This window comes from Sphingobacterium sp. xlx-130, from assembly GCF_011007405.1.
In the GTDB taxonomy this organism is placed as follows: Bacteria; Bacteroidota; Bacteroidia; order Sphingobacteriales; family Sphingobacteriaceae; genus Sphingobacterium; species Sphingobacterium luzhongxinii.
The window spans coordinates 153,036-172,153 of record NZ_WFKN01000009.1 but is presented as its reverse complement, the minus strand read 5'-3'; the positions used below and the strand labels follow the sequence as shown (position 1 = coordinate 172,153).

Sequence of the window (19,118 nt, the reverse complement as noted above, 5' to 3'; positions counted from 1 at the left end):
TGCAGGTGATATCTTTTCCAACACGGATGTGGTGAACGAGATCAAGAACCTTATCAGTGGTAACGAGACGCTGACCAGTATTGTTTACGATGCTACAGCGAAGACCCTTACCTACAAGGATGAGGACGGTACGGCTACGGTCCTGAACCTGGTTGATAATGATAAGCAAACAATAACCGACTTTTCGATTACAGAAAATACTTTGTCTATTACACTAGAGAACGGGAATACTAAAACTGTTGACTTGTCGGTTCTTTCTGAAAAAACAGTTTTGGCAGCGGGAGTAAATGCAACGTTAACCGGAACAGGAATAGCAACTTCTCCTTATGTTGTTGATGTGGCTACAGCAAATGGCGAAACATTAGGTGTGGTAAAACAGGCGGCAACAAACCCTTCTGTAACAGTTGTAGGCGGTGTATTGGGTGTGAACCAATCAAATGTTTCAGTTTCAGGTGAGGTGACAGGATCATTGAATAGCACCATCATTGCCGATAATGTAATTGATGCGGACAACCTTAAGTTGAAAGCTGTACCAGCAAGCAAGCTAGACGGAACGGGAGCTAAAGCAGGACATGTTGCCACAGTTAACATTGATGGAACTGTAAGCTACAAAGAGATAAACCCCTCGGCAATATCAGGTAGAAAGAATATCTCTTCAACAGATGGAATTAGATTGACAGGGACGACCACAGGATCGGTTTTGGAAGATATTGCTATAGGAATTGATGATGGAGGGATTGGTCCAGGTAAGATTACTCCTGGTATAAATGGGCAGATTTTGACTGTAGATGCTACAAGTAAAGTCGTCTGGAAAAGTAAAGCAGATCTGGATGTCATCACTGGTGTTAGCAATACCTCTATTAATAATAATTTGACGACTTCAGTTAATGGTACTACAGGAACGGCTGTAAATATTATTAATAGCAATAAACTGGAACTGAATGGTGGACATCAACTTTACAGTACGGTTAATGGGGTGGCTACATCGCCGGCAGTTGATTTGTCTTCATATTATAATACGGATCAACAGCAAGTTTTGGATTTGAGTATGACTTTGAATAAACCCGGAGAGATTTCTTTGACACTTGAAAATGGCGGCGGTGAAAAGTCAGTTAGTTTGATCTCTACAGATGCCAAAAACCAGATCGTTGCTGGGACTGATGGTAAGCTCCATGTATCGACGGACTTGATCAACTATAGCACAACCGAACAGGCCACAGGTAGAAAATGGATCGGAGATGTTACCGTATATGAACGTACGCTAGAAGTAATCTTAAACGAAGCAAGCACTTTTATTACATTGCCTTCAGCGAATAGACCAACGAAGATAATTGGTGTGCGTTTCATCAATAGATCGAATAATGCAATAAGTAGTGGAATTATGAATTATGACTCAGGGACAGGTAAAATTATTTTTGGATCGGGTTTAATGGCAGTCACTCAGCAAGCTGGAACCTATGATTTAATTTTGGAGTATACCAGATAGTTTTTGTCGGACCTCGAGCTTACTCGTTTGAGCGATTGAATACAAGCAGATCAAGAAAAGTTTTTAGCGGAAGGCAATGATTAATAACGAAACATGAAGAATTGGCTAATTATATTATTAAGTACTCTATTTAGCGGATCTTCGCTAATTGCACAGAGTCGGTCCGGATCTTTTGAAACAAGCAACGGGATGGAGTACATAAGTGCAGGGAATTACAAAATTGTATACGCCGAGACTTTATATTTGGGGCCAGCGGCAGACTGGAAGATTGATGGAGAAGTCCATATTTATAGCCGGAATGTGTGGGTTGATCAGAATGCAAAGATCACCGGAGCAGGTACTATTTACGTTCATAGCCCAACTACCAACCCCTATTATGAGAAGTTGAAAGCTTCTGCAACTGAAATAGATGCAAATAATGGAAATTTCATCGGGGTAAATATTGTGCTGACCAATCCTCTTGGAATTAAATTAACTAACATCGTCGCTCCGAGTTATGGAGGAGGAGTTTCTAACCAAGGAGCTCTTTCTGCAGCATTAAAAATTGGAAAATCTATTGATTTTCGGGTTGACGGAGCAAGTATTTATCTGAATGGAAACAATCTGGAACTTTCGGAGACCGGTGAATTGTTGAACTATGGACCAGAGCGTATGGTGGTGACCGGTAATGTTATTACAGGACACATGATTCGCGGCTATAGTACAATAAAGGAATTGTTTTTTCCTGTAGGGGTTGAACAAGGGGACTATACTCCAGCACGATTGATACCACAGACCTGGAATTCACGTGTTCATGTATCGGTAAACAATTATTTAGCTTCAGGGATACAAATACGGGATGAAACGTTGGGTATGGATCGGATCTGGAATGTTTTTGCGGATAAAAATATGAAAATGAATTATACATTGAGCCATAATATGCAGACCAACGGGGTGGCTTATGTAGATGCCGATGCGCGGATTGTCCAGAATGCGGATGGAGGGAATTGGATAGGAGATGTAACTGTAATTGAGGAAGAAGGAGTAAATACACGGAATGATATAGAGACAATGTCCGAAAATACGCTTACAGGAACTTGGTTTACAAAATTCTCTTTGGAAGGGCCTACGGCCAACGATGATAGGGTTACTATGTCGTACGGATATGACGTAAAGATTGACGTTCTGGCAAATGATGAAGCAGGATCTAGCGCTATTATTCGTAGCCAGGTGAAAGTTGTGTATTATCCTCATAATGGGCAGGTTATGGTCGGTATTGATGGTGTTGTGACATATGTTCCTAACAATAGATTTGTAGGGGAGGATACTTTTGAGTATGAAATTGTCGACATAAATGGGAAGCGGGACAGTGCTCGTGTGACGGTTCAGATTATGCCAAGAGAGCTTTTAATACCTAATGTGCTGACGCCCAATGAAGATGGTAGTCATGATCGATTTATTATTCAAGGAACGGAAGCTTATGATCAAATAGAACTTACTGTAATAAATCGTTGGGGCAATGAAGTCTATCATAATGAAGACTATAAAGATGAATGGGATGGAAGTGGTTTGAATGAAGGTACCTACTATCCGATTATTAAGGCAAGAAGAGACGGAAAGGTACGGGTGTTTAAAACTCATGTTCTTCTCAAACGTCACTAGGGTAAATTATTATATAGGTAGTGTGTTTGATTCGAAAATGGCTGTAGGAGAGGAAAAAAATATAGTTTTTACTTTTAGGCGTCCTTTACCCAAATCAGTTTCTAGATGTATGGCAGGGTCTATGAATAGAAGGAGAATATTTTTTTTGATCGAGATACTGTGCAGTATTATTGCTTTTAGACGGTATCCGTGTGATTGGGGGATAAGAGGAAGAGTTTTATCGGATTAGAAAAAAACTAGAATGAAAATTGGCTATAGTTAAGATGGTAGAGATACCTGTACTACCGTAAGGCATAGTATAGGAGGTTTAAGTGGGACGAAAGGATAATGTTAGCCTTAACATAATAAGGAAGAGAATGAAGTATTTACCCATAGTTGTATTGCTGTTGTCTGTAGTGAATGTGTATGGACAGCAAAGTATTCAGTTTACTCAGTATATCTTTAACTCGATAAGCGTAAATCCGGCTTATACGGGATATAAAGAAGAATGGTTTGCACAATTGGCACTTAGGACACAGTGGGCCGGTTGGGATGGGGCTCCAAAAACAGGATCTATTTCTATCGATGGTGTTCTGGATTCAGAAAGTAAGCGTCATGGCGTAGGGCTTCAAGTTGGTACAGATGCGTTAGGAGCACAGAAAGTCACTTCTTTTTTTGCTAATTATGCGCTGCGTTTACAGTTGAATCGGGCGGATACCCGTCGATTGGCATTTGGTATTGCGTTGGGTACGAGTCAATATAGTCTGGATGGGAGTAAGTTAGATCGTTTAGAGGTCGATAATCTGATCCCTGATGGAATGATAAGTACATGGAGACCAGATATTCGATTAGGTGCTTATTATAATACAGAAAAGTGGTATGCTGGAGTTGCAATACAAGATTTGTTTGCTAAATCGTCAGAAAGTGAAGAATTTATTTTTAACGAAAACAAACTTGAAAGTCTTTATCGTAATACCAATTTGTATTTTATTGGAGGAGCTGTATTCGAGTTGGATTCCGATATATTGCTGCGCCCAAGTATATTGGTGAAAGATGACTTTAAAGGTCCTACTTCCCTGGATTTAAATGCAATGTTAATTTTTAGCAATAGGGTTTGGCTAGGAGCCGGTTATCGGACAAGAGCTCGCATATTCAAGCGTACTTACTGGGATCATTCTCCAAGTAAATTAAGCAATTTGAACGCAGCAACTGGTATCGTTCAGTTTTACGCTACCCAGCGTCTGAGGATAGGCTATTCTTATGATATAATGCTGAATAGAATGAGTGGGCTCCAAAATGGATCACATGAGATTACCTTGGGTTTAACATTTGGTCAGTCTTTTAAGAGGGTAATGAATCCCCGATATTTTTAGGATGTTATGGTTCGATTTAATGAAAGAGAAATGATAAAGGATATAATCACATTAATTGCCCTAATTCTAATCTTAATGACTAGATGTGCCTGCGGACAGGAGGGCGCAAATGTTCGTACACGGGCGCAAGAGATGTTAGATCGCTATGAATATAGGAAAGCTGCTTCGCTTTTTGAGTCATTGGTTAACAGGGAGAAAGCAATACATAAAGATGTAGAGCGATTGGCTGAATGTTATTTTTATCTACAAGATTACGAGTTAGCTGAAAATCTTTATGCACGCGTACAGAAGACGGATGATTTTGAAGAACAATCGGTGTTGAATTATGCTGAAGTTTTAAAGATGCAAGGAAAATATAAAGAAGCTAAGATTCAATATCAGCGATATGCATTGTTATATAATGAGTCGGAAAAGATTATTGTAGCAATGGCTGGAGCTGATTCTGCACAAGCTTGGCTCACACATCCTACGGCGTATTCAATGGTCAATCAGCAGGAAGTGAATACAAAAAGTTCCGAATATGTTTCTTTTTCGAGTGATTTAGGTATCTACTATGTTTCCGATGCAAATGCAAAGATATATAGCGATGAAAAGGATTTAAAAAGAGCTTATTCACGTTTGTATGGAGCATTACGCGATAGTGTTGGGTCGCTATATAGTCCAAAACGTTTGTTAACCGTTGTTAATCAATCTAAATACCATGTGGGGGATATTGTAATTAGTAAGGATGCACAAACGATGTACGTTACACGGACTTACACTGGAGTAAACTCAGAAATTAATCGCGAGAAGGGGAGGCGATACCGACAGTACAATTTAGAGTTGATCTTGTATAAAAAGGTAAATGGAAGATGGGAAGAGTCAAGCTTTCCTTATAATAATACGCAAGCATATTCTTTAGGTCATGCTGCGTTAAGTGAAGATGAAAATATATTATATTATGTTTCTAATATGCCCGGTGGTAAAGGAGGAAAGGATATTTGGTTTTCGGAGCGACTTGATAATGGGTCTTGGAGCGAACCAATAAATGCAGGAACTGAAATAAATTCAACCGGGGACGAAATGTTCCCGCGAGTCGATGGGGATGAACTTTATTTTTCGAGCAATGGTTTTGCGGGAATGGGGGGACTGGATATTTTTAAAGCCAGAGGTATGAAGTCTGATTTTTGCAAACGGGAAAATCTACGGTTTCCGATCAATTCGGCCAGTGATGATTTTTCTTTTGTGCTATACCAAAAGGATAGTCTTGGAAAGGTCGGTTACATATCTTCTAATCGACCGGGAGGTAAGGGAGGGGATGACATCTACAGGTTTAATCTGGAACATCCAAAATTTACGACAGAATTGAAGGGTATAGTACTCAATAAAGAGACGGGAGAACAGTTGGTTGAAGCTTCCGTTGTGCTTTATGACAAAAACAAACAACTTCTTGCTAAGAAGAAAAGTGATCAACACGGAAGATTTTTCTTCTCCTTGGCTGGAGAAATGGACTATACAATTCAAGTAGAAAAGGAAGGCTTTTTAGTTGGGGTTGCAGAAGTGAGAGGGCTGAGTAGAATTTCTCAAGATTCTAGCACGAGTATAACTTTAAGACTAGAGCCGGTTATACAGGTGGGACATAAATTTATCTTGGAAAATCTATATTACAATTTAGATGCTTATGCTCTTCAAAATGAGTCCAAGAGAGTTTTGGATAGGTTGGTATACACGCTACGTGACAATCCAACTTTAGGGGTTGAACTATCCAGTCATACGGATAGCCGTGGTTCAGCAAAATACAATCTTAGACTTTCACAAAAGAGAGGATCTGAAGCTGTTGATTATCTGGTGAATAGAGGGATTGATAGAGGTAGAATAACATTATCAGCGTATGGGGAAGAACGTCTGCTTAATCATTGCGTTGACGGTGTAAAATGTTCAGAAGCAGAACATCAAAAAAATCGGAGGACAGAAATTGAGATACTAGAGTTTAGGGAAATTCAGATGCAGAAAAAGTAAACAATTAAAAGTAATTAATGCCAACTCTGGTATACTTTCATAGGTAGATTTGGAATTCGGTATTGTCTCTCCGGCAATGCCGAATCTGTTTTAAGGCGGAATACTTTGTTGGTGTGGTATGAAGTATCTATGTAGTATACGGTGGTGTATCTGAGACGTATATAAATGGTCGTAGTTAGCCACTTTTGATCGTATTTTTAAAAAAAAAAGAATATGTTGTATTAAGTTGATTTGGCGTAAATTATGAATAAAAGAAGAGGTAAAAAGTATTCAAAAAAAATAAAAAAGGAGGTCGTATCAGCGATTGTAAATGGTGAGTTATTAATCGGTGAAGCTGTGAAAAAATATAATATTTGTACAAAGGCTACTATTGTTAGGTGGTTAAAGGTACATGTCGCAGAAAGTGACACTATCCCTTAAAGTGCGTAGGTTGAAAAGCTAGGGTTTAGATCTTATAATCTAAGCCTTAAAAAAAATAAGCATCAACTAAAGAAAGGAAAAAAAGTTATCAGACGAAATTCAGTCCGCGGAATCAAACTTTTTGAACGTGCAGTTTTTCCTTTTTTTAGAATATCTCCTGGGAATGAAAAGAATGGAAATCATAATTAAGCAAGAAGCAACTCTAGACGTAGAATGGTATTTTGATATATAATAAGTTTTGTGAGCTTACTCACTTGGTATTTCTTATAATCGAAAGTTTATTTTTATAATCTGTGGGTGTTGTTTTCTTAATTGATTTGAATGTTTTATTAAAATTTGATAAACTACTAAAGCCACAGGCATAGGCAATATTACCTATTAATTCGTTACTTTCGTTTATCATTTTGCAGGAATAACTAATTCTAATTTCATTTAAAAATTGTGTAAAGCTTTTTTGTGTTCGGTTTTTAAAGTATCTACAAAAAGCAGGCTTTGTCATGTTTCCAATGACAGAAACTTCATCTAGACTGATGTCACGGTGATAGTTTTGAAACATAAATCTAATGATATTGTCTATCTTATCATAGTTATTTGTTAAAGACTCTATATCGTATCTTGTATCATTTAAAACTTTATAAGCATTTGTATTTATAATAAGATCCATTAGATCTAAAAACAGCACGACTTGTTTAAGCCCTTCAGCGTTGGAAATGTCTAAAATCAAAGGTTTCATTCTTTGGGCCAATAAAGGTTCGAAAAGTATACCTTGCTTAGAAATCTGGAGAAAGGAGTGAAGTCGCCTAGTGTCAATAAAATTTCTCATTACTGCAAGTAGCTTTTCGGGATCAAAAAAAAGTGTGATAGATCGAGCAACGATGCTGTCGGGAAAATCATCGGCATGGGTATACCAGACGTGGGGCAAGTTTGATCCTAGAAATGTGATCTCATCCTTCTCATACGAATCAATATTGTCTCCTATTATTCGCTTACCAGTACTTTCTAAAACAAGATTTATCTGACATTCTGGGTGATAGTGAAATTCAGTAGCAAAATTAGTGTTAGAATAATGTTTGATACTAAATGCCTGTCGATTAATATCATTCAATATTTTAGCAAATGTAGGTTTCATAATATTTTGTTTATACGGTTGTACTAAAATAAAACCTGAATCTCAAAAAAGAAATAGAAAACTAGCTTTTAAACAGGATTTACGTAAAGTTATTGATGTTGGTAATATGTTATATACGCAATGATCAAGTTGGTTTTTTTGACCTCGACCAGAAATCCATATTTCTAAAATTAAGTTTGCTACTGTCGAACGTGGGGTCTTCCTTACGTGCCAGTTGCTCTTGATAATCCTTATAAAGTCTATACACTTTGTTGTGGAGTAGTATGATCGCAACAAGGTTGAGCCACGCCATCATGCCTACCCCGATGTCACCCAAAGTCCACGCGGACTCGGCAGTGCTCACACACCCCATATAGACAGAGATAAGGATGAGGAGACGTAGTAACCACACAATAATGCGTTTTGACGATTGTTTGCTGATAAAGCTGACATTACTTTCGGCGATGTAATAGTAGGCCATGATCGTGGTGAAAGCGAAAAATGTGAGTGCTAGGGCCACAAAGATATTCCCAAAGGCTGGGAAGTGATGTGCTACGGCCTGTTGTGTGAAAGCAGGTCCCATTTCTACTCCTGGAATATGTTCGACGATAAAGCCTCCTTCGGGGTCCTGCACATTGTATTGGCCCGTGAATAGGATCATCAATGCGGTGGCCGTGCATACGAAAAGGGTGTCTACATAAACCGAAAAACCTTGTACCAAACCTTGTTTGATCGGGTGCGAAACCTCGGCTGCTGCTGCTGCATGAGGAGCTGTACCTTGCCCGGCTTCATTGCTATAGATGCCGCGTTTTACACCCCAGGCTATAGCGCTGCCAGCAACAGCACCAAAAGTAGCCTCCATATTAAATGCCGATTTAACAATCAGTGCCAAAACACGAGGTATCTCTTGTAGGTTGAGAACCATAATGACAATAGCCATGAGGATGTAGGCTCCGGCCATGAAAGGAACGACAAACTCAGCGACCTTGCTGATACGCTTTACCCCACCTATGATAATGATGCCTAATAGGCACGCTAGGAATAGGGCAGTGAAGAGAGGCGGGATATCGAATGCCTTCTCGACAGCGACACTGATACTATTGCTCTGTACGCTTGGAAGGAGGAAGCCTGTGCTAATAATGGTGACTATGGCAAATGTCCAGGCAAATATCTTCGAACGTAATCCTTTTAAGATATAGAATGCCGGTCCGCCACGATATTCTCCTTGATCTACTTCCTTGTACATCTGCCCCAAAGTGGCCTCAACGATAGCCGATGCACTTCCCAAAAATGCAATGATCCACATCCAGAATACGGCGCCAGGTCCTCCCATGCCGATAGCGGTAGCGACGCCTGCGATATTACCAGTACCGACACGCCCCGAGATAGCCAATGAAAAGGCCTGAAAGGAGGATATTCCTTTGTCCGAACTACTGCCTTTGAATAGGAGACGCACCATCTCACGAAGTTGTGTAAGTTGTGGGAATTTAAATCGGACGGTAAAATAAATCCCAGTGATAAGACAAAGATAGACCAACGCATCACTCCATACCACATTATAAACTTTGGTTATCAAATCTTCCATATATTGCAATTGTATAGGTTCATAGCTTGCTAAAATATGTAAAACAGTTCGTCATTGTCTGAATTATTGTATAGATTGTGTTTATAAAGATGTTTGTGGTATATATGTATTAGTTATTGGAATAATAGTTGTTTGTTTTTTGGGGATTGTGGCAGCAATTCGGGAGGTCTCATATTTTATATAAATTTATAATGAAGTAGCTACTCTCATGTATTCTAATGCTAATATACAACTTAGCTGGCTATTGAAATAATTTGAAAAAAGGAGGTTTTTTGTTCTCCTTTTTTGGACAGGATATTTTGACGTTATCATGTGTCTGGGATGAGGTTTATTACGCTTCAAATGCCTGTGCAAAGTCAGCGATAAGGTCATCTATATGCTCTATACCGACAGAAATCCGAAGCATCCCGCGATTGATCCCGGCTATTTTTTTCTGTTCGCTCGAATGATGTCCGCCCCACATACTAGCCGGGTGTACAACGAGGGATTCTACTCCACCAAGACTGGCAGCATTGGCAAATACTTTTAGATTTTGGAGTATGTTTTGTGCGTGACGATACTGCTCTTCTTCGGTAGAACCCGCTACCTCGATGCATAACATGCCCGTAAAGCCTTTCATCTGCTGGCTTGCGAGCTGGTGCTGTGGATGGGAGGGAAGTCCTGTATAAATGACGGATTTGATATGATTGTTCTGGGACAGCCATTCAGCAAGCTGCTGTGCATTCTCATTGATCTGACGCACGCGAAGTGCTAAGGTCTTTAGACCACGAAGAAGCAACCAGGAATCAAATGGACTAAGGCTGGCTCCCAATACCAACGATCTTCGCCAGACTTTATGAATAAAATCTTTAGAACCACATACAGCACCGGCAGTCAGATCGGAATGCCCACCCAGGTATTTGGTGGCACTGTGTACGGTCACATCTATGCCAAACTCTGCCGGTATTTGGTTGATCGGTGAGGCGAAGGTATTGTCGACCATGGTGGTGATGCCATTTTCCTGTCCTAGTCTGCCGATAAAGGCTAGGTCGGTGATATCTAGATTTGGATTGGAAGGTGTCTCAATATAGATGAGTTTTGTATTGCAGCGGATTGCTTTGCTGAAAGATGCATTATCTGTCTGGTCTACTTGTGTAATCTCAACATTGTAGTCGTTGAGAAATTCTTTCAAGAATAAGGACGCTCCGGAATAATGGGACTGCTGTGATACAATATGATCGCCTGATCGGACGATAGCTAATATAGCAGTGCTAATGGCAGCCATTCCGGTAGCCAGGACAAGTGCGTCTTCTGTTTTCTCAAGTGAGGCTAAAATAGCGGCAACCTGACTGTTGGTTGGATTGCCATGCCGGTGGTAAAATTCGGGATGTTTTGTTTCGGTGGCAGCGATAATGTATTGGTCTAGATTATCACTAGCCAGATACGTGGAAGTCTGAAATATAGGGGGCACTACGGCACTTGTTTGGTTGTATTCTTTGCCGATGTGTATGCTGTTTGTTTCTAATCTTGACATAATGGATACGGTTTTATAATTCTAATGTACGAATAATCTATTGATTTAGTATACATTTGGGTGCCTACAAAATTAGCTTTTATATTAGGACACAATATATTCGATGTAAAAATGATTTTATGTAAATTTGTGTATATAAGACGCTGGCTGACATAGCGTAAAGAATGTTTAATTTTTAATCGGATAGTGATGATAAAATCAAAAGGTTATGCTGCTAAGGATAGTAATTCGAAACTGGAGTATTGGGAATTTGAAAGAAGAGAACTGGGCGCCAACGATGTGTTGATAGATATATTATATAGCGGTATCTGCCATTCGGATATCCATCAGGTTCGTGATGAGTGGGGAGGGACGCAGTATCCGATTGTTCCGGGACATGAGATTGTAGGTCGTGTAAGTGCTGTTGGTAATGCTGTGATTAAATTCAAGAAAGGTGATTTGGCTGGGGTGGGATGCATGGTGGCGTCTTGTGGAGAATGTGAAAACTGTGAGTCGGACCAGCAGCAGTTTTGTCTAGAAAAGAAAACTGTATGGACCTATAATAGTAAGGATGTCATGCATGATCATACGTTTACATTTGGTGGTTATAGTAATAATATAGTGGCAGATGCTGATTTTGTGTTACATATACCTGAATCTTTAGATATTAAGAAAGTTGCTCCTCTGCTGTGTGCCGGAATTACAACATATTCGCCGTTAAAAAGATGGAATGTGAAAGCAGGACATCGGGTAGGGGTATTGGGACTAGGCGGATTGGGGCATATGGCTGTTAAGATTGCAGTGGCTATGGGAGCGGAGGTAACGATGATTAGTCATTCACCTCGAAAGAAAGCCGATTCTACCTTGTTGGGTGCAAAACACTTTCTGAATATGAATGTTCCTGACGAGATAGTTGGTTTTTTGGGTTATTTTGATTTTATTATTGATACGGTATCTGTTCCGCACGATTATAATCTTTATTTAAATTTACTGAGAACTTATGGTGTGCATATTTGTGTAGGTATTCCAGCGGCACCTATTGAGATCGAAGGCCGTTCTATCATGGGAGGTAATAAGATATTGACAGCCTCAAGTATAGGAGGGATACAAGAGACGCAGGATATGCTTAACTTTTGTGCCCAGCACGGTATTCTTCCTGAGACTGAAATGATTGATATTGATTATGTGAATGAAGCTTATCAGCGCGTATTGGATAGTGATGTGAAATATAGATTCGTCATTGATATGAAGTCAATAGATCGGTAAATATGTTTGAAAATAAATAAAGTGATGATCTCACTTATAACGAAAAAGGCGTTCTGAATTATATTCAGAACGCCTTTTTTTTGCCTTTTATTTAGCTTTCCCCTACTCTTTTCCCCATTTGTCGAATAGGAAGAATATAGCCCCTAGGGCTACTGCTCCAATAGAAAGATACGTGTTTAACATAGTGAAATTGTTTGAGCTCTTTCCTGTTTTTTGACGATATAATTTGACAGCTTCAAAGTGAGTATGCAGATCTGTAGTAGAAGATGAATATTTTGCGGATTGAACAGGTATCGGTGTACGCCAAGCGTCGTAAGGCCTAGGACGAAAGTTAATACAGATTGCTAGCAGTTTGTATATGTCTTCGGATGGATTGGATGTAATGCCTGATACATAGTTTTTTAATGGTCTTAGTTTGTCAAGATCCATTAAATCTAGTTGATGAATGACTACGTTGTGATCCGTAGAGCACGATAGAAACCTCCCAACAGTCTTGCTATCCCCCGGAATAGGTTCCTCTGATAATCGCTGTTTTATCAACTTTCGAAGTCTACCTGTTGAGGGTTTTTGTAATTCAATAGGTAGTCTCCCTAGACGCTTTTGTTCCAAAAAACATGCTACCACTTCGCTCTTAAATTGCTCAAACATAATCCAAAATTAGTGTAGTACGACTGTTGAAAATTACGGGAAACCGTAAAATAGGTGTGAATATTTTAAGCTTAAATTTTTTTTTGTTCTTGGAATTTTTTGAATTCAACGACACTATTGGAATTAATGGTGGAATAAATGGTACGATTGGAATTATCATTAAATCAGGACTTAAACCACGCTAGGTTTGCTCTCAGAATCTAGTTAAGGATCACTGCAAACGTGGTGGTGATCTAGTAAAAACAAGATACTATCGAGAAGATATTGTAGGAACTGTTTGCCGGTTTGGGAAGCAGCATATAGTTCCCGCAATGGACACTCCCACTTCCCGAAAAAATCAGAAGGCCTTCTGAAAACAATGTAGTATCCCGGCGCACGATGCACCGGGGCTACTCAGTTTTTGACTTTTAATTTTTTTAAAATGTGGGTATTAACGTTAGTGCTACTAGCAGGTAGCTCCTTGAATAGTTCTGTGAATTCTAGTTGTCCTAATACAACAACTGGACAGTTTGTTTATCAATCACATCCTGAAAGTGAAACGGGTAAATCAAAAGGTATCATAAGACCTATTCCTCCTGTGGTTCGTAGGGCAAATGTTGAACAGGAAAATGGTACAGGCGGAGATAAAGGGACTACACGTCCACCGGTAAAGCCACTAAAAATTTATAGCTATCTTGATCAAGAAAATGGTACAGGCGGAGATAAAGGGACTACGCGTCCACCGGTAAAGCCACTAAAGATTTATAGCTATCTTGATCAAGAAAATGGTACAGGCGGAGATAAAGGGACTACGCGTCCACCGGTAAAGCCACTAAAGATTTATAGCTATCTTGATCAAGAAAATGGTACAGGCGGAGATAAAGGGACTACACGTCCACCGGTAAAGCCACTAAAAATGTTTAGTAGAATGGTATAGTTGAGGTACGGACAACATATGTTGCAAATTCAATACTTACAAATCTGTAAAAGGGGATATTTTTAATTCCTCTTTTACAGATTAGTTTTTTTTGGTTTTAAATTGACTATTTGTGGTCGCTAAATGTTATAGATGATCGTGTTTTTAGTATCTTAAGCACAAAATTATAGCTTTGAAAATTGGTGCTTTTTTTTTTCTGTTATTATTGAGTGTGGTATCATGCGGGGATCAGGAGTCTGTGTTAGTCAAAACTGATTCAGTAGACGAGTCCATGTATCGAGAAGCAATAAGATTTCTGGATAAAGGGAAATTAGATAGTGCCTTTGTTTTCTTTGACCGTGCTAAGGATTTGTATCTTGAAGCGCGGGATAGTAGTGGTATTTCGTTGTGTCTGATTCAAATGGCAATAACACTTACGGATGTTGGTGATTATTTAGGTGCTCAAGAGTTATCTTATCAAGCATTCAAATATCTTAATATTGAAGATAGTACGCAACATAACTTGATCAGTATTAACTACAACAATATTGGCAACGCAACAGCTCAGTTGGATGATTTTGATGAAGCATTACGTGTTTACGATCAAAGCATTAGATTCGCAACAAATACGTCTCATAAGGAGTTGGTGTTAAATAATAAAGCAGTAGTATTATTTGATTTACGGCGGTTTGAAGAAGCTTTGAAGATATATGAGAAGCTAATCGTCGAAAAGAGAACTGATGATCTTTCGTATGCTAGGGCGCTGACTAATTATGCGAAGACGAGGTGGCGGATAGATACATATTATGATCCATTGCCTGATCTTTGGATGGCCAAAGATATTCGAAAACAGCTTCAGGATGTGTGGGGCCAAAACTCCAGTTACACCCACCTTACAGAATACTATGAAGATCGGAATATAGACTCTGCAATTTACTATGCGCGAAAACGATTTGACATGGCGAATCAACTGAATAGTTCAGAGGATCTGATGAATGCATTTACCATGCTTGTTCGCCTAGAACCTAGTGATTCTTCCAAGGGTTTGATAGACAGTTTCAAGCTTTTGCAAGATAGTGTACATAGTTCAAGGTTACTTTCTAAAAATCAGTTTGCCTCCGTCCGTTATGAAGCGGAGAAAAATAAGGTTGAGCATACTGAGTTGAAGAATAGTCTCTCTGAAAAGATACAAAAGATCAATTTACAGCGAGTCTGGGCCTCGATTGGGGGGATCTGTATTTTATTATTCGTGGTGTTGGGATACGTTAGGTCAAAACAGCGTAAAGAAAGAATGAAGAATGAAGCTGCTGAACGCATAAAAGTAAATCAATTAAGAACATCAAGAAAAGTGCATGATGTTGTGGCCAACGGTTTGTATCGCGTGATGTCCGAGATAACACATATTGAGACACTTGATAAAGACGATGTATTAGACAAGATTGAAGACATGTATAATAGGTCTAGGGATATTTCTTATGAAGCGGAAACTGATGACGAATCTGAACTCTTATCTTTTGATCAAGTGATAAGCAGGTTATTGAAATCTTTTTCGAGTATCAAGCATAAGGTGTTTATTGTTGGGAATGATGCGTCGGTCTGGGAGGGGCTGTCGGCGGTGCTAAAAGAAGAAATACACCGTATATTACTAGAACTCATGCTCACCATGAGAAAGGACGGTAGGGAAGCTACCGTTTTGGTTCGATTTGTACGGGAAGCGCAGTGCTTTAGCATAACGTATAAATATAACGGGAGTAGAATGAAAGGAATTCATGACGGAAATGGTATCAGAAATACGGAAACCCGTATTCAGAGGATTGGAGGAAAGATTATCTTTGAGAATAAAGAAGCTGATGGTTTGAGAATAGATATTCAGATCCCCATCATTTAAACCATGTGATATTTTATGTTAAAAAGAGTATTGATAGCTGAAGATCATGAGTTAGCTAATATATCTGTACAAAAGTCATTAAATGACTTTGGCATTAAGGAAGCTAAATATGTCTACTATTGTGACCATGCTTTGGTATGGCTCAAGAAGGCAGTTTTGGAAAAAGTACCATATGATCTTTTGATTACTGATCTAGGATTTGAAGATGATAATACGGAACAGGAAATCAGACATGGTCTTGCATTGATAGAAGCTGCTAAAGCTATCCAACCGGAACTAAAAATAATAGTCCTTACGGCTGAACGTCTAAATAGCAAGATTGACAACTTGTTAAAATTGGGACAGGTGAATGGTTTTGTGCGTAAGGCAAGACGGGATGCGTACTATCTATTAGAGGCCTTGTATGCAGTAAATGAAAATAGACAATATATTTCACCTGAAAATACACAAAAATATTTTGGTAAAAATAGTTATGAGTTTAGCAAACAGGATATTGCAATTATATCGCTGTTGGCTGAGGGGGTAGCACAAAAGAATATTCCAGTTTATCTACAACAAAGGAATATTAAGCCTTGGGGGCTGAGCAGCATTGAAAAAAGTCTCCGACAAATGAAGGATATTTTAGGGGTAGGTAAGAATGAGCAGTTGGTAGCATATTGTAAAGATATTGGTCTCATATAATTTGAAGACATTTCAATACCCGCCATAGCAAGAAAGCTGACTTTGACATGGCTAATGTTTTAATTATATGCTATCGTAAAGTAATGGCGAAAAAAAAAGGATAGACCGTAATAGTTTATCCCTTTTGTAAGAAAGTATTGTTGTAATATATTATGCTAATTGCACGTTAACCGCATTGATACCTCTTTGAGTCCTTTCAGTGTCGAAAGTTACAACGTCACCTTCGGATACTTGGCTTTTTAAAGCAGATACGTGTACGAATACATCTGCACTTCCATCTTCTGGAGTAATAAAACCAAATCCTTTAGTTTCATTGAAAAATTTAATTTTGCCTTTGTTCATTATATTTTAATTTAACACTCGCAAGGTAAGTATAATAAATGAATAATCAGGTAATAAAAAAAAAAACTCTAAACAATTTGTTTAGAGTATTACGTACGCCCATCAGGATTCGAACCTGAGACCGACGGTTTAGAAAACCGTTGCTCTATCCAGCTGAGCTATGGGCGCCTGTCTTTCAGTGCAACAAAAGTAGCGTTTTGGATGTCAAATACAAAATATTTATTCTTTTTTTTGTGCTGTATCGAATAACTGCCTGCATGACAGTTGTATAATTTGTCTTAAAATCTTAATATAGTTTAAGAGTGAAGTTTTTGTTGTTGGTTACCTTTGTATTGTTAAGAACAAAAGCAAGATAAATTAGTTTATTATATTAACAAGTTATATTAAATAGTATTATGGCAACATGGAATTTAGATACGGCGCACAGTGAAATTGAATTTAAAGTGCGTCACATGATGATCTCTACAGTAAAAGGACAATTTAAAAATTTTGAAGTATCCATTAATAGTGAGTCTGACGATATCTCAAAAGGAATAGTGAGTGTAAAAATAGATACAACCTCAATAGATACGAAAAATGAACAAAGAGACCAACATTTGAAAAGTGATGATTTTTTTGATACAACAGAATTTCCTACTATCACATTTGTATCAACTTCGGTGGTAGGAGATGTACGGGACGATTTTAAGATTCATGGTGATTTAACTGTGAAAGGAATTACTAAGTCAATCGTGGTGAAAGCTGAATTTGGAGGCATTGCGAAAGACCCTTGGGGTAATGAGAAAGTTGGATATACCGTAAAAGGAGCTATAAATCGATCTGATTTTGGATTAACATGGAATGCCGCCTTGGAGACTGGTGGCGTAATGGTCTCCGATGAAGTGAAATTTGAAGGTGAATTACAGTTCTTAAAAAGTTAATAATCAGCATTTATAGTGATTTGTGAGCGTTTTTTTGAAATAAATTTTGGAAACCAAGGTAGAATTTCTACTTTTGTGGCGGAGAGCTGGCAGAGTGGTCGAATGCGGCGGTCTTGAAAACCGTTAACTGTCACAGGTTCGGGGGTTCGAATCCCTCGCTCTCCGCAGAAAGACCTCCATCGAAAGATGGAGGTCTTTTGCGTTTAGAGGGATGAGAGCCCCACGGTATCGATTCTTGAAGGTTCAGGATATTGCGCAAGGGCGATCGAGGGGCTGAACCAATCCTTCGACAGCCGCTTGCTAACAAGGAAAAGGTATCAAAACCCTACAAATTCAAAAAATTGAAGTTTTTTTGTTTATAGACCAATCCCGTTTTTTTCAATACTTCCTGTTTTCAGCGAGATGCTAATGAGACCCTAAAATTTAGTCGCTGGGGTCTCGCTAAAATAAACTTCAGGACACAGCACAAAAAGATCCAATTGTACCGAATAGCGCTAACTGGATGTCATAAAGTAAAACTCATAAATCAATTTTACTTTGTGTAAAATAGTAGATCGATAAATAACAGACCAGAGTATCTTGTTTACTCGCTCATTTCGTATCTTTGTGTAAAAAAATAGAAGTAGGTTAGATTCGAAATATGAAGATTAGTTTGTTGTGTATCGGAAAGACGGATGATAAGTTTATTCAGGAAGGAATCGATAAATATCTTAAGCGATTAAAGCACTATGTGCCGTTTACAATCGGAATACTGCCGGATGTGAAGAATGTGAAAAGCATGTCTGAGGCACAACAAATGGAAAAAGAAGGGGAACTATTCTTTAAAAATTTGACCAATGCGGATTATGTGGTTCTTTTGGACGAAAAAGGAAAAGAATTTAGATCTATTGAATTCTCAGAGTATTTGGAACAAAAGATGATCGGAAGTGTACAACATGTGGTCTTTCTTATTGGAGGACCTTATGGCTTCGCTCCTAAAGTGAAAGAACGTTCAAATGCGAGTATGTCTCTTTCGAAGCTAACATTTTCGCACCAGATGGTTCGCTTATTTTTTGTAGAGCAGGTTTATAGGGCTTTTTCAATTATGAAAGGCGAACCTTATCACCATGAATAGTTTGTAGATTTATTATATTCTTTGCATCTTTAGATAAAGACAATAGTGTTATGGATAAGTATAAGAGAGATTACAAATTTAAAAGCAATGAGGGGGAGCGGAGTCTTAAATGGCTGATTGTCATTTGTGGGATTGTAATTGCTGCTATCGCTTATTTCCTTAGTTAAAAGTAAATTAGTGTATATATAAAATAAGGCGATATTTGGGATATCGCCTTAAAATCACACTAACTATAAATGCAGCTCCCAGAAAGGGGCTTCATTTGTGATAATCAAGCACCAT

The 19,118-nt window shown here is 38.6% G+C and carries 16 protein-coding genes and 2 tRNA genes; 12 read left to right on the top strand and 6 right to left on the bottom strand.

Annotated elements, in window-relative coordinates; genetic code table 11:
• The 5 genes from G7B18_RS15920 to G7B18_RS15900 all read left to right on the top strand — a co-directional run.
• The coding region (locus G7B18_RS15920) for a hypothetical protein (RefSeq protein ID WP_205601723.1) at window positions 1–1,486 on the top strand (1,486 nt) is incomplete at its 5' end.
• Between the two features lie 93 nt (window positions 1,487–1,579).
• Window positions 1,580–3,127: a gliding motility-associated C-terminal domain-containing protein gene (locus tag G7B18_RS15915; RefSeq protein WP_164108411.1), complete on the top strand. Its 1,548-nt coding sequence runs from the start codon at window positions 1,580–1,582 to the stop codon at window positions 3,125–3,127.
• Between the two features lie 356 nt (window positions 3,128–3,483).
• Window positions 3,484–4,479 carry a type IX secretion system membrane protein PorP/SprF gene (locus G7B18_RS15910; protein ID WP_164123425.1) on the top strand — a complete coding sequence of 332 codons (996 nt, stop codon included), beginning with the start codon at window positions 3,484–3,486 and terminating at the stop codon, window positions 4,477–4,479.
• 30 nt (window positions 4,480–4,509) lie between these two features.
• On the top strand, window positions 4,510–6,477 hold the full coding sequence (locus tag G7B18_RS15905; protein ID WP_164108413.1) for an OmpA family protein: 1,968 nt from the start codon (window positions 4,510–4,512) through the stop codon (window positions 6,475–6,477).
• Window positions 6,478–6,720: 243 nt separating this feature from the next.
• Window positions 6,721–6,897 carry a hypothetical protein gene (locus G7B18_RS15900; RefSeq protein WP_164108414.1) on the top strand — a complete coding sequence of 59 codons (177 nt, stop codon included), beginning with the start codon at window positions 6,721–6,723 and terminating at the stop codon, window positions 6,895–6,897.
• A 250-nt stretch (window positions 6,898–7,147) separates the two neighbouring features.
• Here G7B18_RS15900 and G7B18_RS15895 read toward each other — a convergent pair whose 3' ends face one another.
• From G7B18_RS15895 to G7B18_RS15885, 3 genes are all read right to left on the bottom strand, one after another.
• Window positions 7,148–8,026, bottom strand: a complete 879-nt coding sequence (locus G7B18_RS15895; protein ID WP_164108415.1) for an AraC family transcriptional regulator — start codon at window positions 8,024–8,026, stop codon at window positions 7,148–7,150.
• A 124-nt stretch (window positions 8,027–8,150) separates the two neighbouring features.
• Window positions 8,151–9,590 (bottom strand): alanine/glycine:cation symporter family protein, encoded by a 1,440-nt coding sequence (locus G7B18_RS15890; protein WP_164108416.1) that lies wholly within the window; start codon window positions 9,588–9,590, stop codon window positions 8,151–8,153.
• A 331-nt stretch (window positions 9,591–9,921) separates the two neighbouring features.
• Window positions 9,922–11,103 (bottom strand): trans-sulfuration enzyme family protein, encoded by a 1,182-nt coding sequence (locus tag G7B18_RS15885; RefSeq protein ID WP_164108417.1) that lies wholly within the window; start codon window positions 11,101–11,103, stop codon window positions 9,922–9,924.
• Window positions 11,104–11,292: 189 nt separating this feature from the next.
• On the opposite strand from G7B18_RS15885, the gene G7B18_RS15880 reads away from it, so the two are divergent.
• Window positions 11,293–12,348: an NAD(P)-dependent alcohol dehydrogenase gene (locus G7B18_RS15880; RefSeq protein ID WP_164108418.1), complete on the top strand. Its 1,056-nt coding sequence runs from the start codon at window positions 11,293–11,295 to the stop codon at window positions 12,346–12,348.
• Window positions 12,349–12,450: 102 nt separating this feature from the next.
• Here the strand turns inward: G7B18_RS15880 and G7B18_RS15875 are convergent, their stop codons facing one another.
• On the bottom strand, window positions 12,451–12,996 hold the full coding sequence (locus tag G7B18_RS15875) for a hypothetical protein (protein WP_164123423.1): 546 nt from the start codon (window positions 12,994–12,996) through the stop codon (window positions 12,451–12,453).
• A gap of 421 nt (window positions 12,997–13,417) precedes the next feature.
• Here G7B18_RS15875 and G7B18_RS15870 point away from each other — a divergent pair, with 421 nt between their 5' ends.
• From G7B18_RS15870 to G7B18_RS15860, 3 genes are all read left to right on the top strand, one after another.
• Window positions 13,418–13,912 carry a hypothetical protein gene (locus G7B18_RS15870; RefSeq protein ID WP_164108420.1) on the top strand — a complete coding sequence of 165 codons (495 nt, stop codon included), beginning with the start codon at window positions 13,418–13,420 and terminating at the stop codon, window positions 13,910–13,912.
• Window positions 13,913–14,084: 172 nt separating this feature from the next.
• Window positions 14,085–15,779, top strand: coding sequence for a tetratricopeptide repeat protein (locus tag G7B18_RS15865; protein ID WP_164123421.1), 1,695 nt, complete (start codon window positions 14,085–14,087; stop codon window positions 15,777–15,779).
• Between the two features lie 15 nt (window positions 15,780–15,794).
• Window positions 15,795–16,460, top strand: coding sequence for a response regulator (locus tag G7B18_RS15860; RefSeq protein ID WP_164108422.1), 666 nt, complete (start codon window positions 15,795–15,797; stop codon window positions 16,458–16,460).
• 150 nt (window positions 16,461–16,610) lie between these two features.
• On the opposite strand, the gene G7B18_RS15855 is transcribed toward G7B18_RS15860, so the two are convergent.
• A complete protein-coding gene (locus tag G7B18_RS15855; RefSeq protein ID WP_079642416.1) occupies window positions 16,611–16,802 on the bottom strand; it encodes a cold-shock protein in 192 nt (63 codons plus the stop codon).
• Window positions 16,803–16,896: 94 nt separating this feature from the next.
• Window positions 16,897–16,970 (bottom strand) — tRNA-Arg (locus G7B18_RS15850).
• A gap of 227 nt (window positions 16,971–17,197) precedes the next feature.
• On the opposite strand from G7B18_RS15850, the gene G7B18_RS15845 reads away from it, so the two are divergent.
• The 3 genes from G7B18_RS15845 (at window position 17,198) to rlmH (ending at window position 18,836) form a co-directional block, all read left to right on the top strand.
• Window positions 17,198–17,722, top strand: a complete 525-nt coding sequence (locus G7B18_RS15845; RefSeq protein ID WP_164123419.1) for a YceI family protein — start codon at window positions 17,198–17,200, stop codon at window positions 17,720–17,722.
• Window positions 17,723–17,802: 80 nt separating this feature from the next.
• Window positions 17,803–17,887: transfer RNA gene (locus G7B18_RS15840), tRNA-Ser, on the top strand.
• A gap of 475 nt (window positions 17,888–18,362) precedes the next feature.
• Window positions 18,363–18,836, top strand: a complete 474-nt coding sequence (rlmH, locus tag G7B18_RS15835; protein WP_164108424.1) for a 23S rRNA (pseudouridine(1915)-N(3))-methyltransferase RlmH — start codon at window positions 18,363–18,365, stop codon at window positions 18,834–18,836.
• The last annotated feature ends 282 nt before the right edge of the window (window positions 18,837–19,118 follow it).

What these genes read in the sequence shown, in the direction of transcription:
- G7B18_RS15890 (WP_164108416.1), bottom strand. Translation starts at nt 9,590, where the DNA reads ATGGAAGATTTGATAACCAAAGTTTATAATGTGGTATGGAGTGATGCG.
- G7B18_RS15860 (WP_164108422.1), top strand. Translation starts at nt 15,795, where the DNA reads ATGTTAAAAAGAGTATTGATAGCTGAAGATCATGAGTTAGCTAATATA.
- G7B18_RS15915 (WP_164108411.1), top strand. Translation starts at nt 1,580, where the DNA reads ATGAAGAATTGGCTAATTATATTATTAAGTACTCTATTTAGCGGATCT.
- G7B18_RS15855 (WP_079642416.1), bottom strand. Translation starts at nt 16,802, where the DNA reads ATGAACAAAGGCAAAATTAAATTTTTCAATGAAACTAAAGGATTTGGT.
- rlmH (WP_164108424.1), top strand. Translation starts at nt 18,363, where the DNA reads ATGAAGATTAGTTTGTTGTGTATCGGAAAGACGGATGATAAGTTTATT.
- G7B18_RS15880 (WP_164108418.1), top strand. Translation starts at nt 11,293, where the DNA reads ATGATAAAATCAAAAGGTTATGCTGCTAAGGATAGTAATTCGAAACTG.
- G7B18_RS15900 (WP_164108414.1), top strand. Translation starts at nt 6,721, where the DNA reads ATGAATAAAAGAAGAGGTAAAAAGTATTCAAAAAAAATAAAAAAGGAG.
- G7B18_RS15875 (WP_164123423.1), bottom strand. Translation starts at nt 12,996, where the DNA reads ATGTTTGAGCAATTTAAGAGCGAAGTGGTAGCATGTTTTTTGGAACAA.
- G7B18_RS15910 (WP_164123425.1), top strand. Translation starts at nt 3,484, where the DNA reads ATGAAGTATTTACCCATAGTTGTATTGCTGTTGTCTGTAGTGAATGTG.
- G7B18_RS15870 (WP_164108420.1), top strand. Translation starts at nt 13,418, where the DNA reads ATGTGGGTATTAACGTTAGTGCTACTAGCAGGTAGCTCCTTGAATAGT.
- G7B18_RS15895 (WP_164108415.1), bottom strand. Translation starts at nt 8,026, where the DNA reads ATGAAACCTACATTTGCTAAAATATTGAATGATATTAATCGACAGGCA.
- G7B18_RS15905 (WP_164108413.1), top strand. Translation starts at nt 4,510, where the DNA reads ATGATAAAGGATATAATCACATTAATTGCCCTAATTCTAATCTTAATG.
- G7B18_RS15885 (WP_164108417.1), bottom strand. Translation starts at nt 11,103, where the DNA reads ATGTCAAGATTAGAAACAAACAGCATACACATCGGCAAAGAATACAAC.
- G7B18_RS15845 (WP_164123419.1), top strand. Translation starts at nt 17,198, where the DNA reads ATGGCAACATGGAATTTAGATACGGCGCACAGTGAAATTGAATTTAAA.